The sequence below is a fragment of the Nocardia sp. NPDC049220 genome (genome assembly GCF_040647855.1).
Classification (GTDB): Bacteria; Actinomycetota; Actinomycetes; order Mycobacteriales; family Mycobacteriaceae; genus Nocardia.
The window spans coordinates 220,463-240,231 of record NZ_JBEZDA010000002.1; the positions used below are offsets into that span (position 1 = coordinate 220,463).

Annotated in this window: 4 protein-coding genes and 2 tRNA genes; 5 read left to right on the forward strand and 1 reads right to left on the reverse strand. The window is 65.7% G+C overall.

From position 1 onward, the window contains the following. The first annotated feature begins 50 nt into the window (after window positions 1–50). Window positions 51–2,567 (forward strand): DNA gyrase subunit A, encoded by a 2,517-nt coding sequence (gene gyrA / locus AB0C34_RS08350; RefSeq protein WP_357068892.1) that lies wholly within the window; start codon window positions 51–53, stop codon window positions 2,565–2,567. Window positions 2,568–2,679: 112 nt separating this feature from the next. On the opposite strand, the gene AB0C34_RS08355 is transcribed toward gyrA, so the two are convergent. Further along, on the reverse strand, window positions 2,680–2,952 hold the full coding sequence (locus AB0C34_RS08355) for a hypothetical protein (RefSeq protein WP_357068894.1): 273 nt from the start codon (window positions 2,950–2,952) through the stop codon (window positions 2,680–2,682). A 21-nt stretch (window positions 2,953–2,973) separates the two neighbouring features. Between AB0C34_RS08355 and AB0C34_RS08360 the strand changes: the two genes are divergently transcribed. The 4 genes from AB0C34_RS08360 to AB0C34_RS08375 all read left to right on the forward strand — a co-directional run bounded on the left by AB0C34_RS08360 (window position 2,974) and on the right by AB0C34_RS08375 (window position 19,759). Further along, entirely contained in the window at window positions 2,974–3,882 is a 909-nt protein-coding gene (locus AB0C34_RS08360) for a DUF3566 domain-containing protein (protein ID WP_357068896.1), read from the forward strand. A gap of 222 nt (window positions 3,883–4,104) precedes the next feature. Further along, window positions 4,105–4,181 (forward strand) — tRNA-Ile (locus AB0C34_RS08365). Between the two features lie 117 nt (window positions 4,182–4,298). Continuing rightward, window positions 4,299–4,371 (forward strand) — tRNA-Ala (locus AB0C34_RS08370). A gap of 1,027 nt (window positions 4,372–5,398) precedes the next feature. Further along, entirely contained in the window at window positions 5,399–19,759 is a 14,361-nt protein-coding gene (locus tag AB0C34_RS08375; RefSeq protein WP_357068898.1) for an amino acid adenylation domain-containing protein, read from the forward strand. Window positions 19,760–19,769 lie beyond the last annotated feature (10 nt).

The following is a 19,769-nucleotide window of genomic DNA, read 5'->3' on the forward strand; positions in this document are numbered from 1 at the left end:
CGTAACGCTGCTGCACAGCCCTTTCACGCCAGGCTCGGTAAGGAGACCGCATGACTGAGACCACGCTGCCCCCGAACGGCGGTGCAGGCGACCGGATCGAACCGGTCGATATCCAGAACGAAATGCAGAGCAGTTACATCGATTACGCGATGAGCGTGATCGTCGGTCGCGCGCTGCCCGATGTGCGGGACGGCCTCAAACCGGTGCACCGGCGCGTGCTCTACGCGATGTACGACAACGGTTACCGCCCGGACCGGGGCTACGTGAAGTCGGCCCGTCCGGTGGCCGAAACCATGGGTAATTACCACCCGCACGGTGACGCGTCGATCTACGACACACTGGTCCGGATGGCCCAGCCATGGTCGCTGCGCTACCCGCTCGTCGACGGCCAGGGCAACTTCGGTTCCCGAGGCAACGACGGCGCCGCCGCGATGCGGTACACCGAGTGCCGCCTCACCCCGCTCGCCATGGAACTCCTGCGCGAGATCGACCACGAAACAGTTGATTTCACGCCGAACTACGACGGCCGTTCGCAGGAACCGACGGTTCTCCCCAGCCGGGTGCCGAACCTGTTGATGAACGGCAGCAATGGCATCGCGGTCGGCATGGCGACCAACATTCCGCCGCACAATCTGAACGAGCTCGCCGAGGCGATCTACTGGGCGCTGGAGAATTACGACGCCGATGAGGAAGCCACGCTGGCGGCGTGCATGGAGCGCGTCAAAGGTCCGGACTTCCCGACGCACGGTCTGATCGTCGGCGGCCAGGGTATCCACGATGCCTACACCACCGGGCGCGGCTCGATTCGGATGCGCGGTGTGGTCGAGATCGAGGAGGACAACCGAGGCCGCACAACCATCGTCATCACCGAACTTCCGTACCAGGTCAATACGGACAACTTCATCAACTCGATCGCCGAGCAGGTGAAGGACGGCAAGATCGCCGGTATCTCCGACATCCACGACGAGTCCTCGGACCGCGCGGGTATGCGGATCGTGGTGACGGTCAAGCGGGACGCGGTCGCCAAGGTGGTGCTGAACAACCTCTACAAGCACACCCAGCTGCAGACCAGCTTCGGTGCGAACATGCTGTCGATCGTCGACGGCGTGCCGCGTACGCTGCGCCTCGACCAGATGATTCGGCACTACGTCGAGCACCAGGTGAACGTTATCGTCCGGCGGACGCGCTACCTGCTGCGCAAGGCGGAGGAGCGGGCCCACATTCTGCGTGGCCTGGTCAAGGCGCTGGACGCGCTCGACGAGGTCATCGCCCTGATTCGGCGTTCGGCCAACACCGACACCGCCCGCAGCGGCCTGATGGATTTGCTGGATATCGATGAGATCCAGGCGACCGCCATCCTCGACATGCAGTTGCGTCGTCTGTCCGCCCTGGAGCGGCAGAAGATCGTCGACGAATTGGCCAAGATCGAGACCGAGATCGCCGATTTGAAGGACATTCTCGACAAGCCGGAGCGCCAGCGCGCGATTGTGCGCGACGAACTGGCCGAGATCGTCGAGAAGTATGGTGACGATCGGCGGACTCGCATCATCGCCGCCGACGGCGACGTGGCCGATGAGGATCTGATCGCCCGCGAGGACGTGGTGGTCACCATCACCGAGACCGGGTATGCGAAGCGCACCAAGACCGACCTGTACCGCAGTCAGAAGCGCGGCGGCAAGGGGGTGCAGGGTGCGGGTCTCAAACAGGACGACATCGTCAAGCACTTCTTCATCACCTCGACGCACGACTGGTTGTTGTTCTTCACGAACAAGGGCCGGGTCTACCGCGCCAAGGCATACGAACTGCCCGAGGCCAATCGCACGGCACGCGGACAACACGTGGCGAACCTGCTTGCCTTCCAGCCGGATGAGAAGATCGCCCAGATCATCCAGATCAAGGCTTATGACGATGCGCCGTATCTGGTGCTCGCCACCAAGAATGGTCTGGTGAAGAAGTCGAAGTTGTCGGACTTCGACTCCAATCGCAGCGGCGGCATCGTCGCAGTGAACCTGCGCGACGAGGACGAGCTGGTCGGCGCCGTGCTCTGCTCAGCCGACGACGATCTGCTCCTGGTTTCCGCGCTCGGCCAGTCGATCCGTTTCTCCGCCACCGATGAGGCGCTGCGTCCGATGGGCCGCGCCACCTCGGGCGTGCAGGGTATGCGGTTCAATACCAGTGACGAACTGTTGTCGCTCAATGTGGTTCGGGATGGCACCTATCTGCTGGTCGCGACGTCCGGCGGCTACGCGAAACGGACCGCGATCGAGGAGTACACGGCCCAGGGCCGCGGCGGTAAAGGCGTATTGACGATCCAGTTCGACGCGAAACGTGGCACCCTTGTCGGGGCGCTCATCGTCGACGACGAGGATGAGTTGTACGCGATCACCTCCGGGGGCGGCGTCATCCGGACCGCGGCAAAGCAGGTTCGTAAGGCTGGACGACAGACCAAGGGTGTGCGATTGATGAACCTCGCGGATGGCGATACTTTGCTTGCGATCGCGCGCAATGCCGACGAACCCGATCCCGATCAGGTCGCCGGCGGCGGCGACACCGGTTCTTCTGAGTAATAACCCCAACAGCGGCGGCAACGAACGGATCTGAGGATTCCCATTGACCACTCCGAACCAGCCGAACGACGAGCGGCACCAGACGAACGGTGTGACCGAGAGGATCGCACCGTCACCGATTCCGCCGCGGCCGATTCCCCGGCCGGTCGCCTCGGCCGAGAACGGTCAGTCCGGCGGCAGCCAGCAAGGCGGCGGCCAGCCGGGCGGTCACCAAGGTGGCGGCCATCCGAGTGGTCATCAGGTCGGCCAGCCCGGCGGCCACCCGGGTAGTCACCAGGGTGGTCAGCCCGGTGGTCTCCAAGGCGGTCAGCCGGGCGGGCTCCAGGGCCAGTCCGGTGGACACCAGGTCGGCGGCCAACCCGGCGGCCATCAGCCTGGCGGCCATCAGCCTGGCGGCAACCAACCAATGGCCCAGCCACACGAGATCCGTGACCAGCACAGCGAGTTCGCTTCCCAGCAAGGGGCGCCGGATCAGGCGCCCGGCGGGGATGGCCAGGAACCGTTCGGCCCGGTGGTGCGGGGCAACAACCCGGCCGAGCAGGCCGCGCCCGAGAACGGCGACAAGCCGGCGTCCGGTGGCCAGCAGTCACCGTTCCAGGACAGTTGGGCGCAGCTCCCACAGCGGGAGCCGCAGTCCAACCTGTACCGGCCCGGTCAGGCTCCGGTGACCGGACGGCCGAATTCGACGGCTCCGGTCGGTCTCGGCGGTGGCGTCACCAATGCACGCACCACTGCCGACCTGGCGGCCAAGGCGGCACGCAAAGAAGCGGCGATGGTGAAGTCGGTCGGTATCGACGGGCCCACCCGCAGCATCGCGCGGCCGGAACTGATCAAGGACATGCCCGACCTGTCCGAGATCCGCCATCCGCTGCCGCCGAGCGAGGCCATCGGCCCGCAATCGTCGCCACTGTCGGCCGCGGTTCCGGTCGCGGTGGCGGCGGCGGTCGCCTCCGGTGGACCTCTGCGCGCCACGGTGCAGATCCGGCGCATCGACCCGTGGTCGACGCTGAAGATTTCGCTGGTGATCAGTGTGGCGATGTTCTTCGTTTGGATGCTGGCGGTCGGCCTGCTCTACATCGTGCTCGAGGGCATGGGCGTATGGGAGCGGCTGAACAACACCTTCACCGACATGGTTTCCCAGGACACCGGGTCGGTGGGGCTGATCGACGCGGGGACGGTGTTCGGCTACGCCGGAGTCATCGGTCTGATCAACGTGGTGTTGTTCACCGCGCTCGGTACCGTCGGCACGTTCATCTACAACCAGTGCTGCGACCTCGTCGGCGGCATCCAGGTGACCCTGGCCGACCCCGACTAGTTTTCAGCGTTTCGAAGCGGCCGGTATCCGCCCTGCGGGGCCGGGTACCGGCCGTTTTCCTCTGTTCGCAGTGATCATGACGCTGTCGAGCGGAAGTCCGCGATCGCATAGCCAAAGCCGCTACCAGCCGTTTTGGTCGTTCTCGGGGGCGTCGGGTAGTCTCTGTTCTCGGTCATTGAGTTGTGTCGATTCGATCGAAGAGAGACAAAGCAGTGCTGATATGGGCCTATAGCTCAGGCGGTTAGAGCGCTTCGCTGATAACGAAGAGGTCGGAGGTTCAAGTCCTCCTAGGCCCACCACTCCCTCTTGACGGATGATGACTCGCAGGTGGCTGTTCGGTCATCGAATGGCCCGAGTTGGTGCAGTCCGCTCGGATACGTGCGTCGGGAGAGAGTACGTCATCGTTGGCGTTTGAAGGGGCCTTAGCTCAATTGGCAGAGCACTGCCTTTGCAAGGCAGGGGTTAGGGGTTCGATTCCCCTAGGCTCCACTGACAAGGGACTGGATCAGGAACCAGGCTGGTCTCTGACTTCGTCGATATGGATAAGCCGGCTCCCGTGTAGCCCTACGTGAGTGGCACACAGCGCGTGCTGACTTCCGGTCCGGGTGGCACACGACGATCACCCGCCGGCATCGAGTCGATCTTCGCCTATTGCTGGTATCGAGCCGCTCGTCGCCGCGGACCCGGGGCCTACATCGCCGTCGGGCTGGTCATACGGTCGACCACCGGCGGACTCCGAAGGTAATGAAGCGCCCCCACCGCCCGTTGGCGACCACGTCGCACATGCTCGCGTGAATTCCTTGCGACGGAAAGTTGTAGTGGGTGTCGGTCGGGACGGGAATATTTGTCGGGCTGATTCCGCGCCGTCCAGGTCGGTCGAGATCTTGTCCGATGCTGCTCCGCAAATCGCTATCGATCGAATGCGAGGAGAATCCGAACGGAGCGACTGAGTGGAGGTTCTCGACATGGATTTGGCTATGTAAAACAAATCAACACTATGGAAGTATTCGGATCATCTTTTTTCGACTGACGTTTGAATACTGATTGATTGGGTATGCAAAATTGCCGCCGATGCGAGCGGCGCGATGCCGGCGCCCGCCTTGGATCGCATCATCGACCCCGCCGGTGCCGTCGAAGGCTTCTCGGGCCAACCAGCGTGCCGAGTGGGCAATGCGCTGCCGAAGCCACCGCCACCGCGGCATACTGCACTCGACCACCGTGTTGATGCGGCGCCGGGGGACGCCCTGGGGGATCAGGGGCAATAGATCTCGACAGCGTCTCCCGGACAACTGCCGCATATTCTCAATGTTGGGGATATCTCACGTGATTGCGGCCGGTAGGATGACATGTTTGGCTCGAGATCGTGTGGCCAATTTTGGAATCGTTTTTCCATTTATGCGTGTGGTTCTTTGCGTGACAAGGCTTGGCAGAATGTGAGAGGTGAAGTTCCGGAATGAGTAGGGATCGTCGTTCTTCGCGTGGTAGTCGTCGCCAAGCCGGTCTACTCTTCGGGAGTTTGCTTACGGTCGCTGTGGAATCCGCGGCCGATGCCATTGCCGTTCGGTTCAATCCGTCGGGCGATCTCGCCGAGGATCGGCAACTCACTTATCGGGAACTCGACGAGCTGTCCTCGCGATTGGCGCGCGAACTCATTACCCACGGCATCGGTGCTGGCGACACGGTCGCGATCGGTATCGCGCGCAGCATCGAATCGGTACTGGCCGTGTGTGCGGTCGCGAAGACAGGCGCAGCATATGTGCCGGTGGATCCAGGGTATCCATCCGAGCGGATCGCGCACATCCTGTCGGATTCTGGTGCGGTGCTGGGGTTGACCACCACGGCCCACTACCCGGCACTCGGCCCAGCGGTGGACTGGATCGAGCTCGATGATCCAGTGCAGGCCAGGCGTATTGCCGAGCGGCCCGCCCACCCGATCTCCTATGCCGACCGGGTGCGCCCGATCGACCACCGGCATCCCGCGTACATCATCTATACGTCGGGTTCGACCGGAAAACCCAAGGGCGTGGTAGTCACCCATGCTGGTCTCGGTGGGTTGGTGGCCGCGGGGCGGGACGGCTGTCGGACACACGCGGGATCGCGTGTCCTGCATGTGTCTTCGCCGAATTTCGACGCCTCGGTGCTGGAACTCCTGCTGACCTTCTCGTCGGGGGCGACGCTGGTGGTGGCGCCGCCGTACGCGTTCGGCGGCGCCGAGCTGGCCGAGCTTCTGCGACGGGAGCGGATCACGCACATCTTCATCACCCCCGGTGCGCTGGAGTCGGTCGATCCGGCCGGACTCGACGACCTCGAGGTGGTCGAGGTCGGCGGTGAGAAATGCAGTCCGGAGTTGGTGGGGCGCTGGGTGCGAGACGGGCGGATTTTCGTGAACGGGTACGGCCCGACGGAGGTGACCGTCTGGGCGACGTTGAGCGGGCCGTTGCATCCGGACCGGCCGATCACGATCGGTACCCCGATCCCGGGGGTAGGAGCGTTCGTGCTGGATGCGCGGTTGCGGCCGACACCGGCGGGCGTGGTCGGCGAGTTGTATCTGGCGGGGCCGGCGTTGGCCCAGGGGTATCTGGGGCAGCCGGGACTGACCGCGGGTCGGTTCGTGGCCAGCCCGTTCCGTGCCGAGACCGGTAGTACCGCGGCACGGATGTATCGCACCGGTGATCTGGTGCGCCGCAACGAAACAGACGGCACCCTCGAGTACCTGGGCAGGTCGGACTTCCAGGTCAAGATCCGTGGTTTCCGTATCGAACTGGGTGAGATCGACAATGCCCTGACCGCCCATCCTGATGTCGATTACGCGGTGACCCTCGGCAAGACGCTCCCGTCCGGTGCGAAGGCCCTGGTGTCTTACGTACTGCCGGATGCGGGAACTGGTGTGGATACCAGAGAACTCGCGACCTTCGTCGGGGATCGGTTGCCTGAGTACATGGTGCCGGCGGCGATCGTGGTGCTCGACAAGATTCCCCTCACCCCGGTCGGCAAACTGGACCGTGCCGCGCTGCCTGAACCTGTGTTCGCCGCGCGCGATTTCCGTGCTCCGGTGGGTGAGATCGAGGCGATCATCGCCGAGGTGTTCGCGGCTGTGCTCGGTGTCGAGCGGGTCGGTCTGGACGATTCGTTCTTCGCGCTGGGTGGCGATTCCATCCTCTCGATTCAACTGGTGGCGCGGGCCAAGGCCCGTGGCGTCATATTCACGCCACGGGATGTGTTCGATCACCGGACGGTCGCGGCATTGGCCGAGATCGCCACCCACGGCAGGCAGACACCACCGCAGCGGTTGTCGGAACTGCCCGGTGGCGCGGTGGGTGAGATCCCGTTGACACCGATTCTGGCGGCGATGCTGGCACACGGCTCGTCGTATCAGCGGTTCTCGCAGTCGATGGCGCTGCGTCTGCCCGACGGCATCGACCGGGCGACGGTGGTCGCGACGATCGGTGCGGTGTTCGATCACCACGACATGTTGCGTGCTCGGTTGCGCGGGACCGGTCCGGTGAGCGCCGCGTCGGATACCTCCTGGAACTTGACGACGCTCGCGCGCGGCGCGGTGGATGTCGACGCTCTGGTGCATCGCGTCGAACTGCCCGCCGATATCGACGACGCGGAGTTGGCGCGTCGGGCGAGCGTCGAGTACGACGCGGCCCTGGGGCGGCTCGATCCGTCCAACGCCGTGATGGCGCAGTTCGTGTGGTTCGCTTTCCCGGATTCGGGCTCGTCGGTCGGCGCCGGGACCGGCGGATCGGCGGATTCCGCGACGGTTTCCGCCGGTCGCCGACGTGACGTGTTGCTGATCGTCGCCCATCACATCGTGGTCGACGGTGTGTCCTGGCGCATTCTGATTCCGGATCTGGCGGTGGCCTGGTCGCAACTGACCGCAGGTCAGCCGGTGGCGCTGCCGGTCAATGGAACCTCGATGCGGCGGTGGGCGAATGCCCTCGTCGAAGCGGCGAGGAGTCCGGCGCGCGTCGCGGAACTGTTGTTGTGGCAACAGATTTCGGCCACCACGGATCCGCTGTTCGGTGCGCGTGCCTTCGATCCGGCGGTGGATACCTTTGCCACCGTCGATCGCGTCCAGGTGACGCTGCCGGTAGCGGTGACCGATGCGGTGTTGACCGCGATCCCGAGTCTGTATCGCGGTGGAGTCAACGATGGTTTGCTCTCGGCCCTGGCGCTCGCGGTCAGCATCTGGCGCGGCGAAGCCTCCGGCGGTGCGGCGCTGGTCAAGTTGGAAGGCCACGGCCGCGAAGAGGATGTCGTCGCCGGCGCGGATCTGTCCAGGACGGTCGGTTGGTTCACCAGCGTCTACCCGGTCCGGCTGGATCTCGCGGGCGCTGATGTCGACGACGCGTTCGCGGGTGGAAAGGCGATGGCCGACATCGTCAAATCCGTCAAGGAGCAGCTGCTGACAGTCCCCGACAAGGGGATCGGCTACGGTCTGCTGCGCTACCTGAACCCGGAGACCGCCGCTCAGCTGGCCGATGTCGGCCAGATCAGTTTCAACTATCTGGGTCGAGTGTCCACCGGGAAAATCCCCGAGCAGCTCGGTGGTCCGGGTTGGCTGCCGGTCGCGGATCTGGGTGAGCTGGACGCCGAGTTGGATGCGGACATGCCCGCGAACGGCGTGATCGACATCAACGCGATCGTCACCGACGGCGCGGAGGGTCCGCAGTTGGGTGCGTCGTTCGCCTTCCCCACCGGGCTGTTGTCCCGGGAGCGGGTGCAGGAGTTCGCTGACCTGTGGGTCGCCGCGCTGACCGCCCTGGCTCGGCACGCGCAACGTCCTGATGCCGGTGGTCTGACGCCGTCGGACCTGCCGTTGGTCCGCGCCGGCCAGTCGGATATCGAGGTGTGGGAACAGGATTACCCGGCCCTGTCGGACGTGTGGCCGCTGTCTCCGCTGCAGTCCGGCCTGCTGTTCCACGCGTTGATGGCCCAGTCGAGCGTCGACGTCTACACCACCCAGGCACGGGTAGACCTGGGCGGCGCCGTGGACGTCGAGCGGCTGCGTGCGTCGGCGCAGGCCATCCTGGACCGCTATCCGAACCTGCGCACGGCGTTCGTCACCGATGCCGACGGCCACGCTGTCCAGGTCGTCATGGACCGGGTCGAGGTGCCATGGCGTGAGGTGGATCTGACGCACCTGCCGGAGTCCGAGCGGTCGGCGCAGTTGCACCGCTCGATCGAGACAGAGCGGGCGACCCACTTCGACATGTCGGTGGCGCCGCTGATGCGCTTCACCCTGTACCGCACCGGAGCAGGAACGGCGGGACGTGCGGGCAGCGACAAGTCTGTCGAGATGAGCACGGAAAGCGCCGGCGATGCCACGCTGTCGGGGGCGGCGGTGCGGACAGCCGCGGAAGAGACCACGGACGGCACCACCGAACCGCAGTGGCATCTGGTGATCACGACCCACCACATCCTGCTCGATGGCTGGTCGATGCCGCTGCTCATGCGAGATGTGCTGGTGTTGTACGCGACGCGGGGCGATCAGTCCGCGCTGCCTCGGGTGGCCTCGTACCGCAATTTCCTGAGTTGGCTGGCCGGCCGGGATCGGCAGGCCTCGCTGCGGGCATGGACGACGGCGCTGTCCGGCGTCGACGAGCCGACTCGACTCGCGCCGAAAGCACGGACAGCCGAGCGCTACCAGATCGGCAAACTGATCACCGAGATCGACGCCGCCCACACCCGCCGACTCACCAAACATGCCGCCGAACTCGGCGTCACGGTGAACACGGTGGTCCAGGCCGCGTGGGGCATTCTGCTCGGTCGGCTCACCGGTCGCAGCGATGTGGTGTTCGGCGCGACGGTGTCCGGCCGCCCGGCGGAACTGTCCGGCGTGGAGTCCATGGTGGGCTTGTTCATCAACACGCTGCCGGTGCGCGTGCGGGTCGACGATCATCCGGCGGTCGGAGAGTTCCTGCAGCGGCTACAGCGTGACCAGGCCGATCTGCTCGACCACCACCATGTAGGTCTCACCGATATCCAGCGGATCGCAGGGGCCGGGGCGCAATTCGACACCTTGCTCATTTTCGAGTCGTACCCGATCGATCGGGATGCGATTGTCGCCGTCAGTTCCATCGACGGCATGTCGGTCACCGGGGTCGGTCTGCGGGACGACACCCACTACCCGCTGACGCTGCTGGTCACCGCAGAGTCGACGATCGAGCTGACATGGAAGTACCTGGACAGCCACTTCACGGCCGTCGAGGTGGAATCCATCGCCGCACGGATGCTTCGGGTGCTGGAGGCGCTGCTCGGCGATCCCGAGGCACAGGTCGTCGACATCGACATCATGCTGACCGGTGCCGAGCGGGATCGGATCCTGCTGAACTGGAATGACACCCGGCATCCGGTCGAACCCGAGCTGCTGTTGGACGGCTACCGCCGTACGGTGCGGGCGCATCCGGATCGGGTGGCCGTGGACTACGAGGGCTCCGCGCTGACCTACCGGGAGTTCGATGAGCGAGTCAACCGACTGGCTCGTCTGCTGATCTCGCGCGGTGTCGGCGCTGAGTCGCTGGTCGGGCTGGCGGTCCGGCGTTCGCTCGATTCGGTCGTCGGTATGTACGCGATCATCACCGCTGGCGGGGCGTATGTGCCCCTGGATCCAGATCATCCGGGCGAACGCATCGGGCACGTGCTGAACACCGCGCGACCGGTGTGCGTGGTTGCCGTGCGCGCGGACGCCGTGCCGGTACCGGACGGGATTCCGGTGCTGTACCTCGACACCGAGGAACTGGACGGCATCGACGGTGGTCCGATCCGAGCCGCGGAACTGCTACGGCCGGTGCGTCCGGACAACCCGGCATACGTGATCTTCACCTCGGGCTCCACCGGCCGCCCGAAGGGTGTTGTGGTTTCGCATGGCGCGATCCACAACCAGATCACCTGGATGCTCGCCGAGTATCCGGCCAGTACCGACGACGTGTACTTTCAGAAGACCGCCACCACCTTCGACGTATCGCTGTGGGGCTATTTCATGCCGCTGCGGGTGGGCGCGAAGCTCGTGGTAGCGACCCACGACGGCCACCGCGACCCGGCCTACCTCGCAGAAACCATCGCAGCACAACGCGTTACCGTCACCGACTTCGTCCCGTCGATGCTGGCGGTATTCGCGGCTCATACGGCGGCGGACGCCATCCCGACCCTGCGGCACGTATTCGCGATCGGCGAGGCGCTGCCCCCGGAGACCGTCGCCGCGCTGCGGACGATCTCTCCCGCGGCTGTGCACAATCTGTACGGTCCGACCGAGGGTGCGGTCTCCATCACATACTGGGCGGCGACCGGCGACGAGCGTTCCAGCGTGCCGATCGGAACGCCGCAGTGGAACAGCCAGGTCTACGTCCTGGATTCGCACTTGCGACCGGTGCCCGCCGGCGTTACCGGTGAGCTCTATCTGGCCGGCGACCAGTTGGCTCGCGGCTACGTCGCGCGCGCGGATCTGACCTCGGATCGGTTCGTGGCCAATCCATTCGGTACCGGGGAGCGGATGTACCGCACCGGCGATTTGGTGGTGTGGCGTGCGCGGGGAAGCTCCACTGCGACGGGATCGGCCGACGGCGCTGCGGAAAGCGGTGTCCTGGAATATCTGGGCCGGATCGACTTTCAGGTCAAGTTTCGAGGTCAACGGATCGAACTCGGTGACATCGAGTCGGCACTGTTGGCGCAGCCGTCCATCAGTCAGGCCGTCGTCCTGGTGGTGCCATCGGACCTCGGCGATCAGCTGGTGGCATACGCGGTGCCGTCACTCGGGGCGCGCATCGATCCTGCGCAGTTGCTGCCGGCGCTCGCTCGGACGCTGCCCGCGTATATGGTGCCGGCCACAGTCGTGGAGTTGGCCGCGTTCCCGCTCAACACCAGCGGCAAGCTGGATCGTAAGGCGTTGCCGCAGCCGACGTTCACCGGTAGGGAGTACCGGGCGCCCGCCACCCCGATCGAGGAAATCGTGGCCGGGGTGTTCGCCGACGTACTCGGCGTGGACCGGGTAGGCCTCGACGACGACTTCTTCGCCCTGGGCGGCAACTCACTGGTCGCCACCCAGGTCGCGGCCAGACTGAGTTCGGCGCTCGATGCGCGGGTGTCGGTGCGGACCCTGTTCGACGCACCGGTGGTCGCCGCACTGGCGGCGGGCATCGCGCCGGGTTCCGGTGACGCCGCGGATCGTCCACTGCTGACTCGGGCGGTACGGCCGGATTCGGTGCCGCTGTCGCTGGCGCAACAGCGCATGTGGGTACTCAATCAGGTCGATACGGATTCGCCGGCCTACAATCTGCCGTTCGCGATCCGGCTCGCCGGCACGCTCGACGTGATCGCGCTGCGGCAGGCGGTCGCGGATGTGCTGGAGCGGCACGAAACGCTGCGCACGCGGTTTCCGGCGCACGGCCTCGACGGGGTGCCGCGCCAGGAGATCCTGTCGGCGACCGAAGCACTGCCGGGCGGGCTGGAGGTCGATACGGTCACCGCCGACGATCGTGACCGGGTCATCGAACTCGTGTCCGCGGGGTTCGACGTCACCGAGCATCCGCCGGTGCGGATTCGGCTGTTCTCCGGCCCGACCGCGGACGAGCATCTGCTCGTTTTCATCGTGCATCACATTTCGGCGGACGGCGGTTCGCTGGCGCCGCTGGCGCGGGATCTGATGACCGCCTATCTCGCGCGAACCGCGGGCACCGCTCCGGGATGGACACCGCTGGCGGTGCAGTATGCCGATTTCGCGATCTGGCAGCGAGCGGTCATCGGTACCGATGACGACGAGAACTCCATCGCCACCGAACAATTGGCGTATTGGCGCCGACAACTGGCCGGTGTGTCCGAGGCCTCGCGGCTGCCACTGGACCACCCTCGTCCCACGGCACCGTCCATACGCGGTGCGTCGGCCAGCATCGTTGTGCCCGCGCAGGTGCATGCGGGCTTGTCCAGTATTGCGCGCGAGCACAATTCGTCGTTGTTCATGGTCGTGCACGCCGCGCTGTCAGCGCTGTTGGCTCGACTGTCCGGCAGCTCCGATATCGCGATCGGCACGCCGATCGCGGGCCGTGGCGCGGCCGCGCTGGATGATCTGGTCGGCATGTTCGTCAATACCCTGACATTGCGTACCGATGTCGATCACGCCGCCACGTTCGAGACGCTCGTCGAGCAGGTGCGCGAGACCGACCTCCTCGCCTTCGCCAATGCGGACGTTCCGTTCGAGCACGTCGTCGAGGCGGTTGTGCCCACCTCGGCCGGCGCGGGCAATCCGCTCTTCCAGGTGATGCTGTCGTTCCAGAACACCGAGCAGCCATCGCTCGAACTGCCCGGCCTGACCGTCTCGGCGTTGGATACCGGCGAGGTAGCGGCGAAGTTCGATCTGCAGGTGACTGTCGAACCACAGCACCGTGCGGACAGGACACTGGGCGAGCTGGTGGTCGTATTCACCTATGTCACCGCCCTTTTCGAGGAATCGACGGTACAGCGACTCGGTCGGCGGTTCGAGCGGATCCTCGCTGCGGTTGCCGCCGATCCGCGCGCTATCGTCGGCGCGATCGACCTGCTCGATGCCAGCGAACGTGACCGGACACTGGCCGCGCCGGTTCGGTCCGACGCGCCGGAGCCGGTCGAGCAGGTACACGTCACGACGTTGCCGCACCTGCTGGCCGCGGCGGTGGAAAGCAATCCCGATGGTGTCGCGGTGGTCTTCGCGGACGCAACCGAGCAACTGGCCGAATGGGAGTACGTCGACCTCGACGAGCGGTCGTCCCGACTGGCCCGGTTGCTGATCGACCGTGGCGTGGGCCCGGAGGATCTGGTCGCGATCGGTATCCCGCGGTCACTGGATTCGGTGCTCGCGGTGTGGGCGGTGGCCAAGACCGGCGCTGGATTCGTGCCGGTGGATCCCAACTATCCCGCCGAGCGGGTCACGCACATGATTGTGGATTCGCGTGTGGTGCTGGGACTGACGGTTACCGAGGTGTGCGCCGATCTGCCCGACGAGGTGGAGTGGCTTGCCATCGACGCCGACGATGTCGGTCGGCGGCTCGACGACTACTCGGCCGCATCGATCACCGACGCGGATCGGCGGCGGCCGCTGCGCGCCGAGCACCCGGCCTACGTCATCTACACATCCGGATCGACCGGCAAGCCCAAAGGCGTGATCGTCACGCAGGCCGGGTTGTCGAGCTTCTGTGACGAACAGCGGGAGCGCTACCGGGTGACGAGCAGTTCACGCACCTTGCATTTCGCGTCACCGTCGTTCGACGCATCGGTGCTGGAGTTGCTGCTGGCGATCGGCGGCGCCGCGACCATGGTGGTGGCCGCGCCGACCGTTTACGGCGGTGCGGAACTGGCCGCACTGTTGCGCCGGGAGCGAGTGACCCATGCCTTCATCACGCCCGCGGCGCTCGCGTCGGTCGACCCGGCGGGTCTGGACAAGCTTCGTGTCGTCGTCGCAGGTGGCGAAGCCTGCCCGCCGGATCTGGTGCAACGCTGGTCGGTTCTGATCGCAGGGCGTCGCAATCGCGAGTTCTACAACGGCTATGGTCCGACCGAGACCACGATCATGACCAATATCAGTGCGCCGCTGGTCGCGGGGGAGACCGTGACCATCGGCGGCCCGATCCGCGGTACCACCGAGTACGTGCTGGATGTGCGATTGTCTCCAGTGCCGGACCAGGCCGTCGGTGAGCTCTACATCACTGGGGCCCAGCTGGCACGGGGGTATCGAGAGCGGCCCGCGTTGACCGCCGCACGGTTCGTCGCGAACCCGTTCGACCTACGCGGAGGGCGGCTGTACCGGACCGGTGATCTGGTGCGCAGGACAGTCGCCGGCGAGTTGGAATATATGGGTCGCAACGACTTCCAGGTGAAGATTCGCGGGTTCCGCATCGAACTGGGTGAGATCGACGCCGTCCTCGCTGCTCACGATGCCGTCGACTTCGCCGTCACGATGGGGCGGGAGATCGCGAGTGGCGCGACAATTCTCGTTTCCTATGTACGCGCCGCCGACGGTGCGGTGATCGACACCGACGAGCTCATGGTGTTCGCCGGGCGCAGCCTGCCCGCACACATGGTGCCCACCACGATCATGGTGCTCGACGAGATCCCACTGACCCCGGTCGGCAAACTAGATCGCGCCGCGTTGCCTGCGCCGGTGCTGCACATGAGGGAGCACCGGGCGCCATCCGGGCCACGGGAAGAATTGGTCGCTCGCGTATTCACCGAATTGCTCGATCCGGCCGGCCCGGTCGGCGCCGACGACAACTTCTTCGAACTGGGCGGTAACTCGCTGATCGCCACTCGGCTCATGGCGCGAATCGGAGCGGCATTGGACACTCGGATCCCGGTGCGCCTGCTGTTCGAGGCGCCCACCGTGGCCGCGCTCGCGGCACGCTCGAGCGACAACGTGTCCGGTGCCGGCCGTCCGGCCTTGATCGCCGGTCCGAGACCAGAACGCATTCCACTGTCGCTCGGGCAGCAGGGAATGTGGTTCCTCAATCGGCTCGACACAGCGTCGGTGGCCTACAACGTGCCGATGGCGGTGCGGTTGAGCGGCGCGCTCGATACGGTGGCGCTGCGGGCGGCGATCGCGGATCTGGTGGCCCGCCACGAGATCCTGCGCACGGTGTATCCGCACGCGGAGGCGAGCGCGGATGACGCCAAGGCAGTTCCGGTGCAGGTGATCCTGCCGGTATCGCAGGCGACTCCGCAGGTACAGATCCGGCTCGTCGACCAGGCAGACGTGACGGACGCGGTCGTCGAACTGGCGAAGACGGCGTTCGATCTCACCCTCGAGGTGCCGATCCGGATCGCCCTGTTCGATCTCGGCGACTCCACGGCGAACCCGGATCACTTCGACGCCGGGCGCGAGTACGTGTTGGCGATGGTGGTGCACCATATTGCCGCTGACGGTTCGTCGATAGGCCCGTTGGTTCGGGATCTGATATCCGCGTATGCGGCACGCCTGGGCGGGCAGGCTCCGAATTGGACGCCGCTGGCGATGCAGTACGCCGACTACAGCGTCTGGCAGCGAAACGTGCTCGGTGCCGACGACGATCCGCATTCACTGGCGGCCGAGCAGATCGCCTACTGGCGGCAGGCGTTGGCAGGATTGCCGGACCAGCTCGACCTGCCGTCGGATCGGCCGCGTCCGCTGGTGCGTTCCTTCGCCGGTGGTCGGGTTCCAGTGCGCATCGATGCCGACATCCACAGTGCGCTGGCCGCGTTGGCGCGGGCCGAGGGCACGACGTTGTTCATGGTCGTGCACACGGCACTGGCTGTACTGCTGGCGCGGTTGTCCGGCACCCAGGACATCGCTATCGGTGGGCCGGTTGCCGGACGCGGCGAGGCGGCGCTGGACGACCTGATCGGTATGTTCATCAACACCCTGGTGTTCCGCACCCGGTACGACGCCGGCGCGACCTTCACAGAATTGCTCGCTCGCCAGCGGGAAGTCGATATCCAGGCCTTTGCCAACGCGGACGTGCCGTTCGAGCGGCTGGTCGAGGTGTTGAAGCCGACGCGGTCGACCGCGCGGCACCCGCTGTTCCAGGTGGCACTGTCGTTCCAGAATCTGGCAGCCGTCGCGCTGAAGTTGCCTGGACTGACCGTCGCCAGCCTGGACATCGGTACCGAGATATCCCAGTTCGATCTGCATTGGATGGTGGGCGACAGCTACGACGCGGCGGGCACACCGAGCGGCATCGGTGGAGTGGTCACTTACGCCACTGACATGTTCGAACACGACACGGTGCAAAAGTTCGTGGACCGATTCGTACACCTGCTCTCCGTGATTGCCGGTGATCCCGGTTCGCTGCTCGGCGACATCGATCTGACCGACGCGGTCGAACGGTCGCAGCTGCTGTCCGACGCGGTCGACACGGTTCACCCGGTGTCCGACGAATTCCTGCTGGCCGGCTACCGTCGTGCGGTCGCCGCGTCGCCAGCGGCGGTCGCGGTCGTGCATGAAGAGACGGCCTGGACATATCGTGAATTCGACGAGCGGGTCAACCGTCTGGCCCGGTACTTGATCGGGCAGGGCATCGGCCCCGAGTCCGTGGTAGCGCTGGCGATGGCGCGTTCGCCGGAGCTTGTGGCCGCGATGTACGCGGTGCTGACCGCGGGCGGCGCGTACCTACCCTTGGATCTCGACCATCCGGCGGGGCGCATCGCGTATGTGCTGGAGACGGCCGAGCCCGTGTGCGTGCTGACAGCGAAGGGCAACCCGGTTCCTGTTTCCGGGGTTCGAGTGATCGAAGTCGACTCACTGGATTTGTCGGAATATCCCGCCGATCCGGTCCACGCCGAGGAACTGCTCGCACTGCCGCATGCCGAACACCCAGCGTATGTGCTGTTCACTTCGGGGTCGACCGGCCGACCCAAGGGTGTGATGGTGTCGCACGGCGCGATAACCAACCAGATCGAATGGATGGCGGCGCAGTATTCGTTCGGGCCGGATGATGTCTACCTGCAAAAGACGGCGACTACGTTCGACGTGTCCCTGTGGGGCTTCTTCGTTCCGCTGTGGGTGGGTGCGCGACTGGTGCTCGCCGCTCCGGGCGGTCAGCGCGATCCCGGCTACATCGCCGACCTGATCGCCACCCACCGGGTGACGGTCACCGACTTCGTGCCCTCGGTGCTGCAGGTATTCCTGAGCGCCGCTCGGGCGGAGCAGTTGACTTCGTTGCGGGATGTCTTTGTCATCGGCGAGGCGTTGCCGCCCAGCACCGTCGCCGACTTCGCCGCGCTGTCGCGTGCCGGACTGCACAACCTGTACGGCCCTACCGAAGCGGCGGTGTCGGTGACCTATCGGCCCGCTTCCACCCGCGACCGCATGACGGTGCCGATCGGTGTGGCGCAATGGAATACGCGCACTTATGTTCTCGATTCACGGCTGCATCTCGTACCGGCCGGTGTCGTCGGCGAGTTGTATTTGGCCGGGAGGCAATTGGCGCGCGGCTACCTTCGGCGGCCGGACTTGACCGCCGATCGGTTCGTCACCGACCCGTATGGGCCACCCGGTGCACGGATGTATCGGACCGGTGATCTGGTGCGTCGTCGCGTCGACGGCGTGCTGGAGTACCTGGGACGGATCGACTTCCAGGCGAAGATCCGTGGTCACCGAATCGAGTTGGGTGAGATCGAGGCCGCGCTGCTGGACGACCCGTCCGTCGCCCAGGCGGTGGTCGTGGTGACGGCGTCGGATGTCGGTGACCAGTTGGCGGCCTATGTGGTGCCGACAACCGACCTGGCAGTCGATGCCCTCCGCGATTCGCTGGCGGAGGTGTTGCCGTCGTATATGGTGCCGTCGGCCATCATGGTGGTCGACGCTTTCCCAGTGAACGATAGCGGGAAGCTCAATCGCGCCGCGCTGCCGCGGCCGATCTTCCGGGCTCGCGATTTCGTCGCACCGGCAACCCCGACCGAGCGCGTCGTCGCCGAGGTGTTCGCCAACGTGCTCGCGGTTGCCCGGGCGGGTGCCGACGATGATTTCTTCGATCTCGGCGGCACGTCGCTGCTCGCGTTCACGCTGCAGCGTGCGCTGTCGGCCCGGCTCGGGATCGACGTCCAGATGGCGGCGTTGTTCACCGCTCCGACCGTGCGTGGCCTCGCCGCCCGGATCGACAATTCGGATGCGGCCGCGGCCGTGGTATCGGCCCGTGACGCCGCCACGATCGCCGCTGATGCCGTGCTAGAGCCGGAGATCGATGGTGCGGGTGCCGCGCCGGCGCACTCCGGCGCCCCGCTGGATGTACTGCTCACCGGTGCGACCGGATTCGTCGGCGCGCACTTGCTGCGAGAACTGCTGCGCAGCAGCCAGGCACGCGTATGGTGCCTGGTGCGCAGCGACAACGACGAGCAGGCGCGCACGCGAATTCGTGACACTCTGGTGAGGTATCGGATCTGGGACGAGGCCTACGACGCCCGTATCGTCGCTGTCGCCGGTGATTTGGCAGCGTTCCGCTTCGGGCTGGATGAACTCGGTTATGCACGGCTGGCCGAGCAGATCGAGGTGATCTATCACAACGGTGCTCGGGTCAACCACATCGAACCCTATGCGCGACTGCGCGCCGCCAATGTGGCGGGAACCCGCGAGGTGTTGGTGCTGGCGACCACAAATCGGATCAAGCCCGTGCATTTCGTCTCCACCGTCAATACCGTGATTCCGAACGCTCCCGCACCGGATTTCGGCGGTCCCGAGGACACCGAACTCCGCCTCGCCGAAGTGTCCGAGAACGGCTATGTGACCAGCAAGTGGGTCGCGGAGCAATTGGTCCGTCAGGCAGGCGAACGCGGTGTGCCGGTGAGCATTTACCGTCCCGGAATCGTGTGTGGTGATCCGCAGACCGGGGTGAACAGCGTCGACGACTCGTTCTGGAACATGATCCGAGCGGTCGCTGTCCTCGGACTCGCCCCCGACACCGGCGACGCGACGATGACGTTGGCGCCGGTGAACTACGTCGCCGGCGCCATCGTCGCGCTGGCTGCTCGGCCCGCGGTCGGTGCGGCATATCACCTGGTGAACACCCAGCCGGTGCTGGTCGGCGATATCTTCCAAGCCCTGCGCAGGCACGGGATCCCGGTCGCGATCGCGTCGGTCGAGGAGCTGGCGACCAGGCTGGCCGAGGAAGCCGCGACGCGCGATGCGGCCGGCGACGACTCCCTGGTGCGCGCAGCCCTGGTCAGCGGAAATTACGGTGGGGCTGCGATCACCGTCGATGACACCCATACTCGTACCGAACTGGCTGAACTCGAAATCCGCTGCCCGCGCATCGATACCGCGGTGTTGGACGCCTACGTCCGGTCCTTCATCGAGTCGGGCTTCTTCCCCGCCCCGAGCGAGGACCGCATACCGGAGGACCGCGTCGAGTGCGGGGTGAGCCAGCACGCTGAATGATCAGCAACCC

Coding starts and splice junctions, on each gene's coding strand:
- gyrA (WP_357068892.1), top strand. CDS start 51: ATGACTGAGACCACGCTGCCCCCGAACGGCGGTGCAGGCGACCGGATC.
- AB0C34_RS08360 (WP_357068896.1), top strand. CDS start 2,974: ATGGCCCAGCCACACGAGATCCGTGACCAGCACAGCGAGTTCGCTTCC.
- AB0C34_RS08355 (WP_357068894.1), bottom strand. CDS start 2,952: ATGGCCGCCAGGCTGATGGCCGCCGGGTTGGCCGCCGACCTGGTGTCC.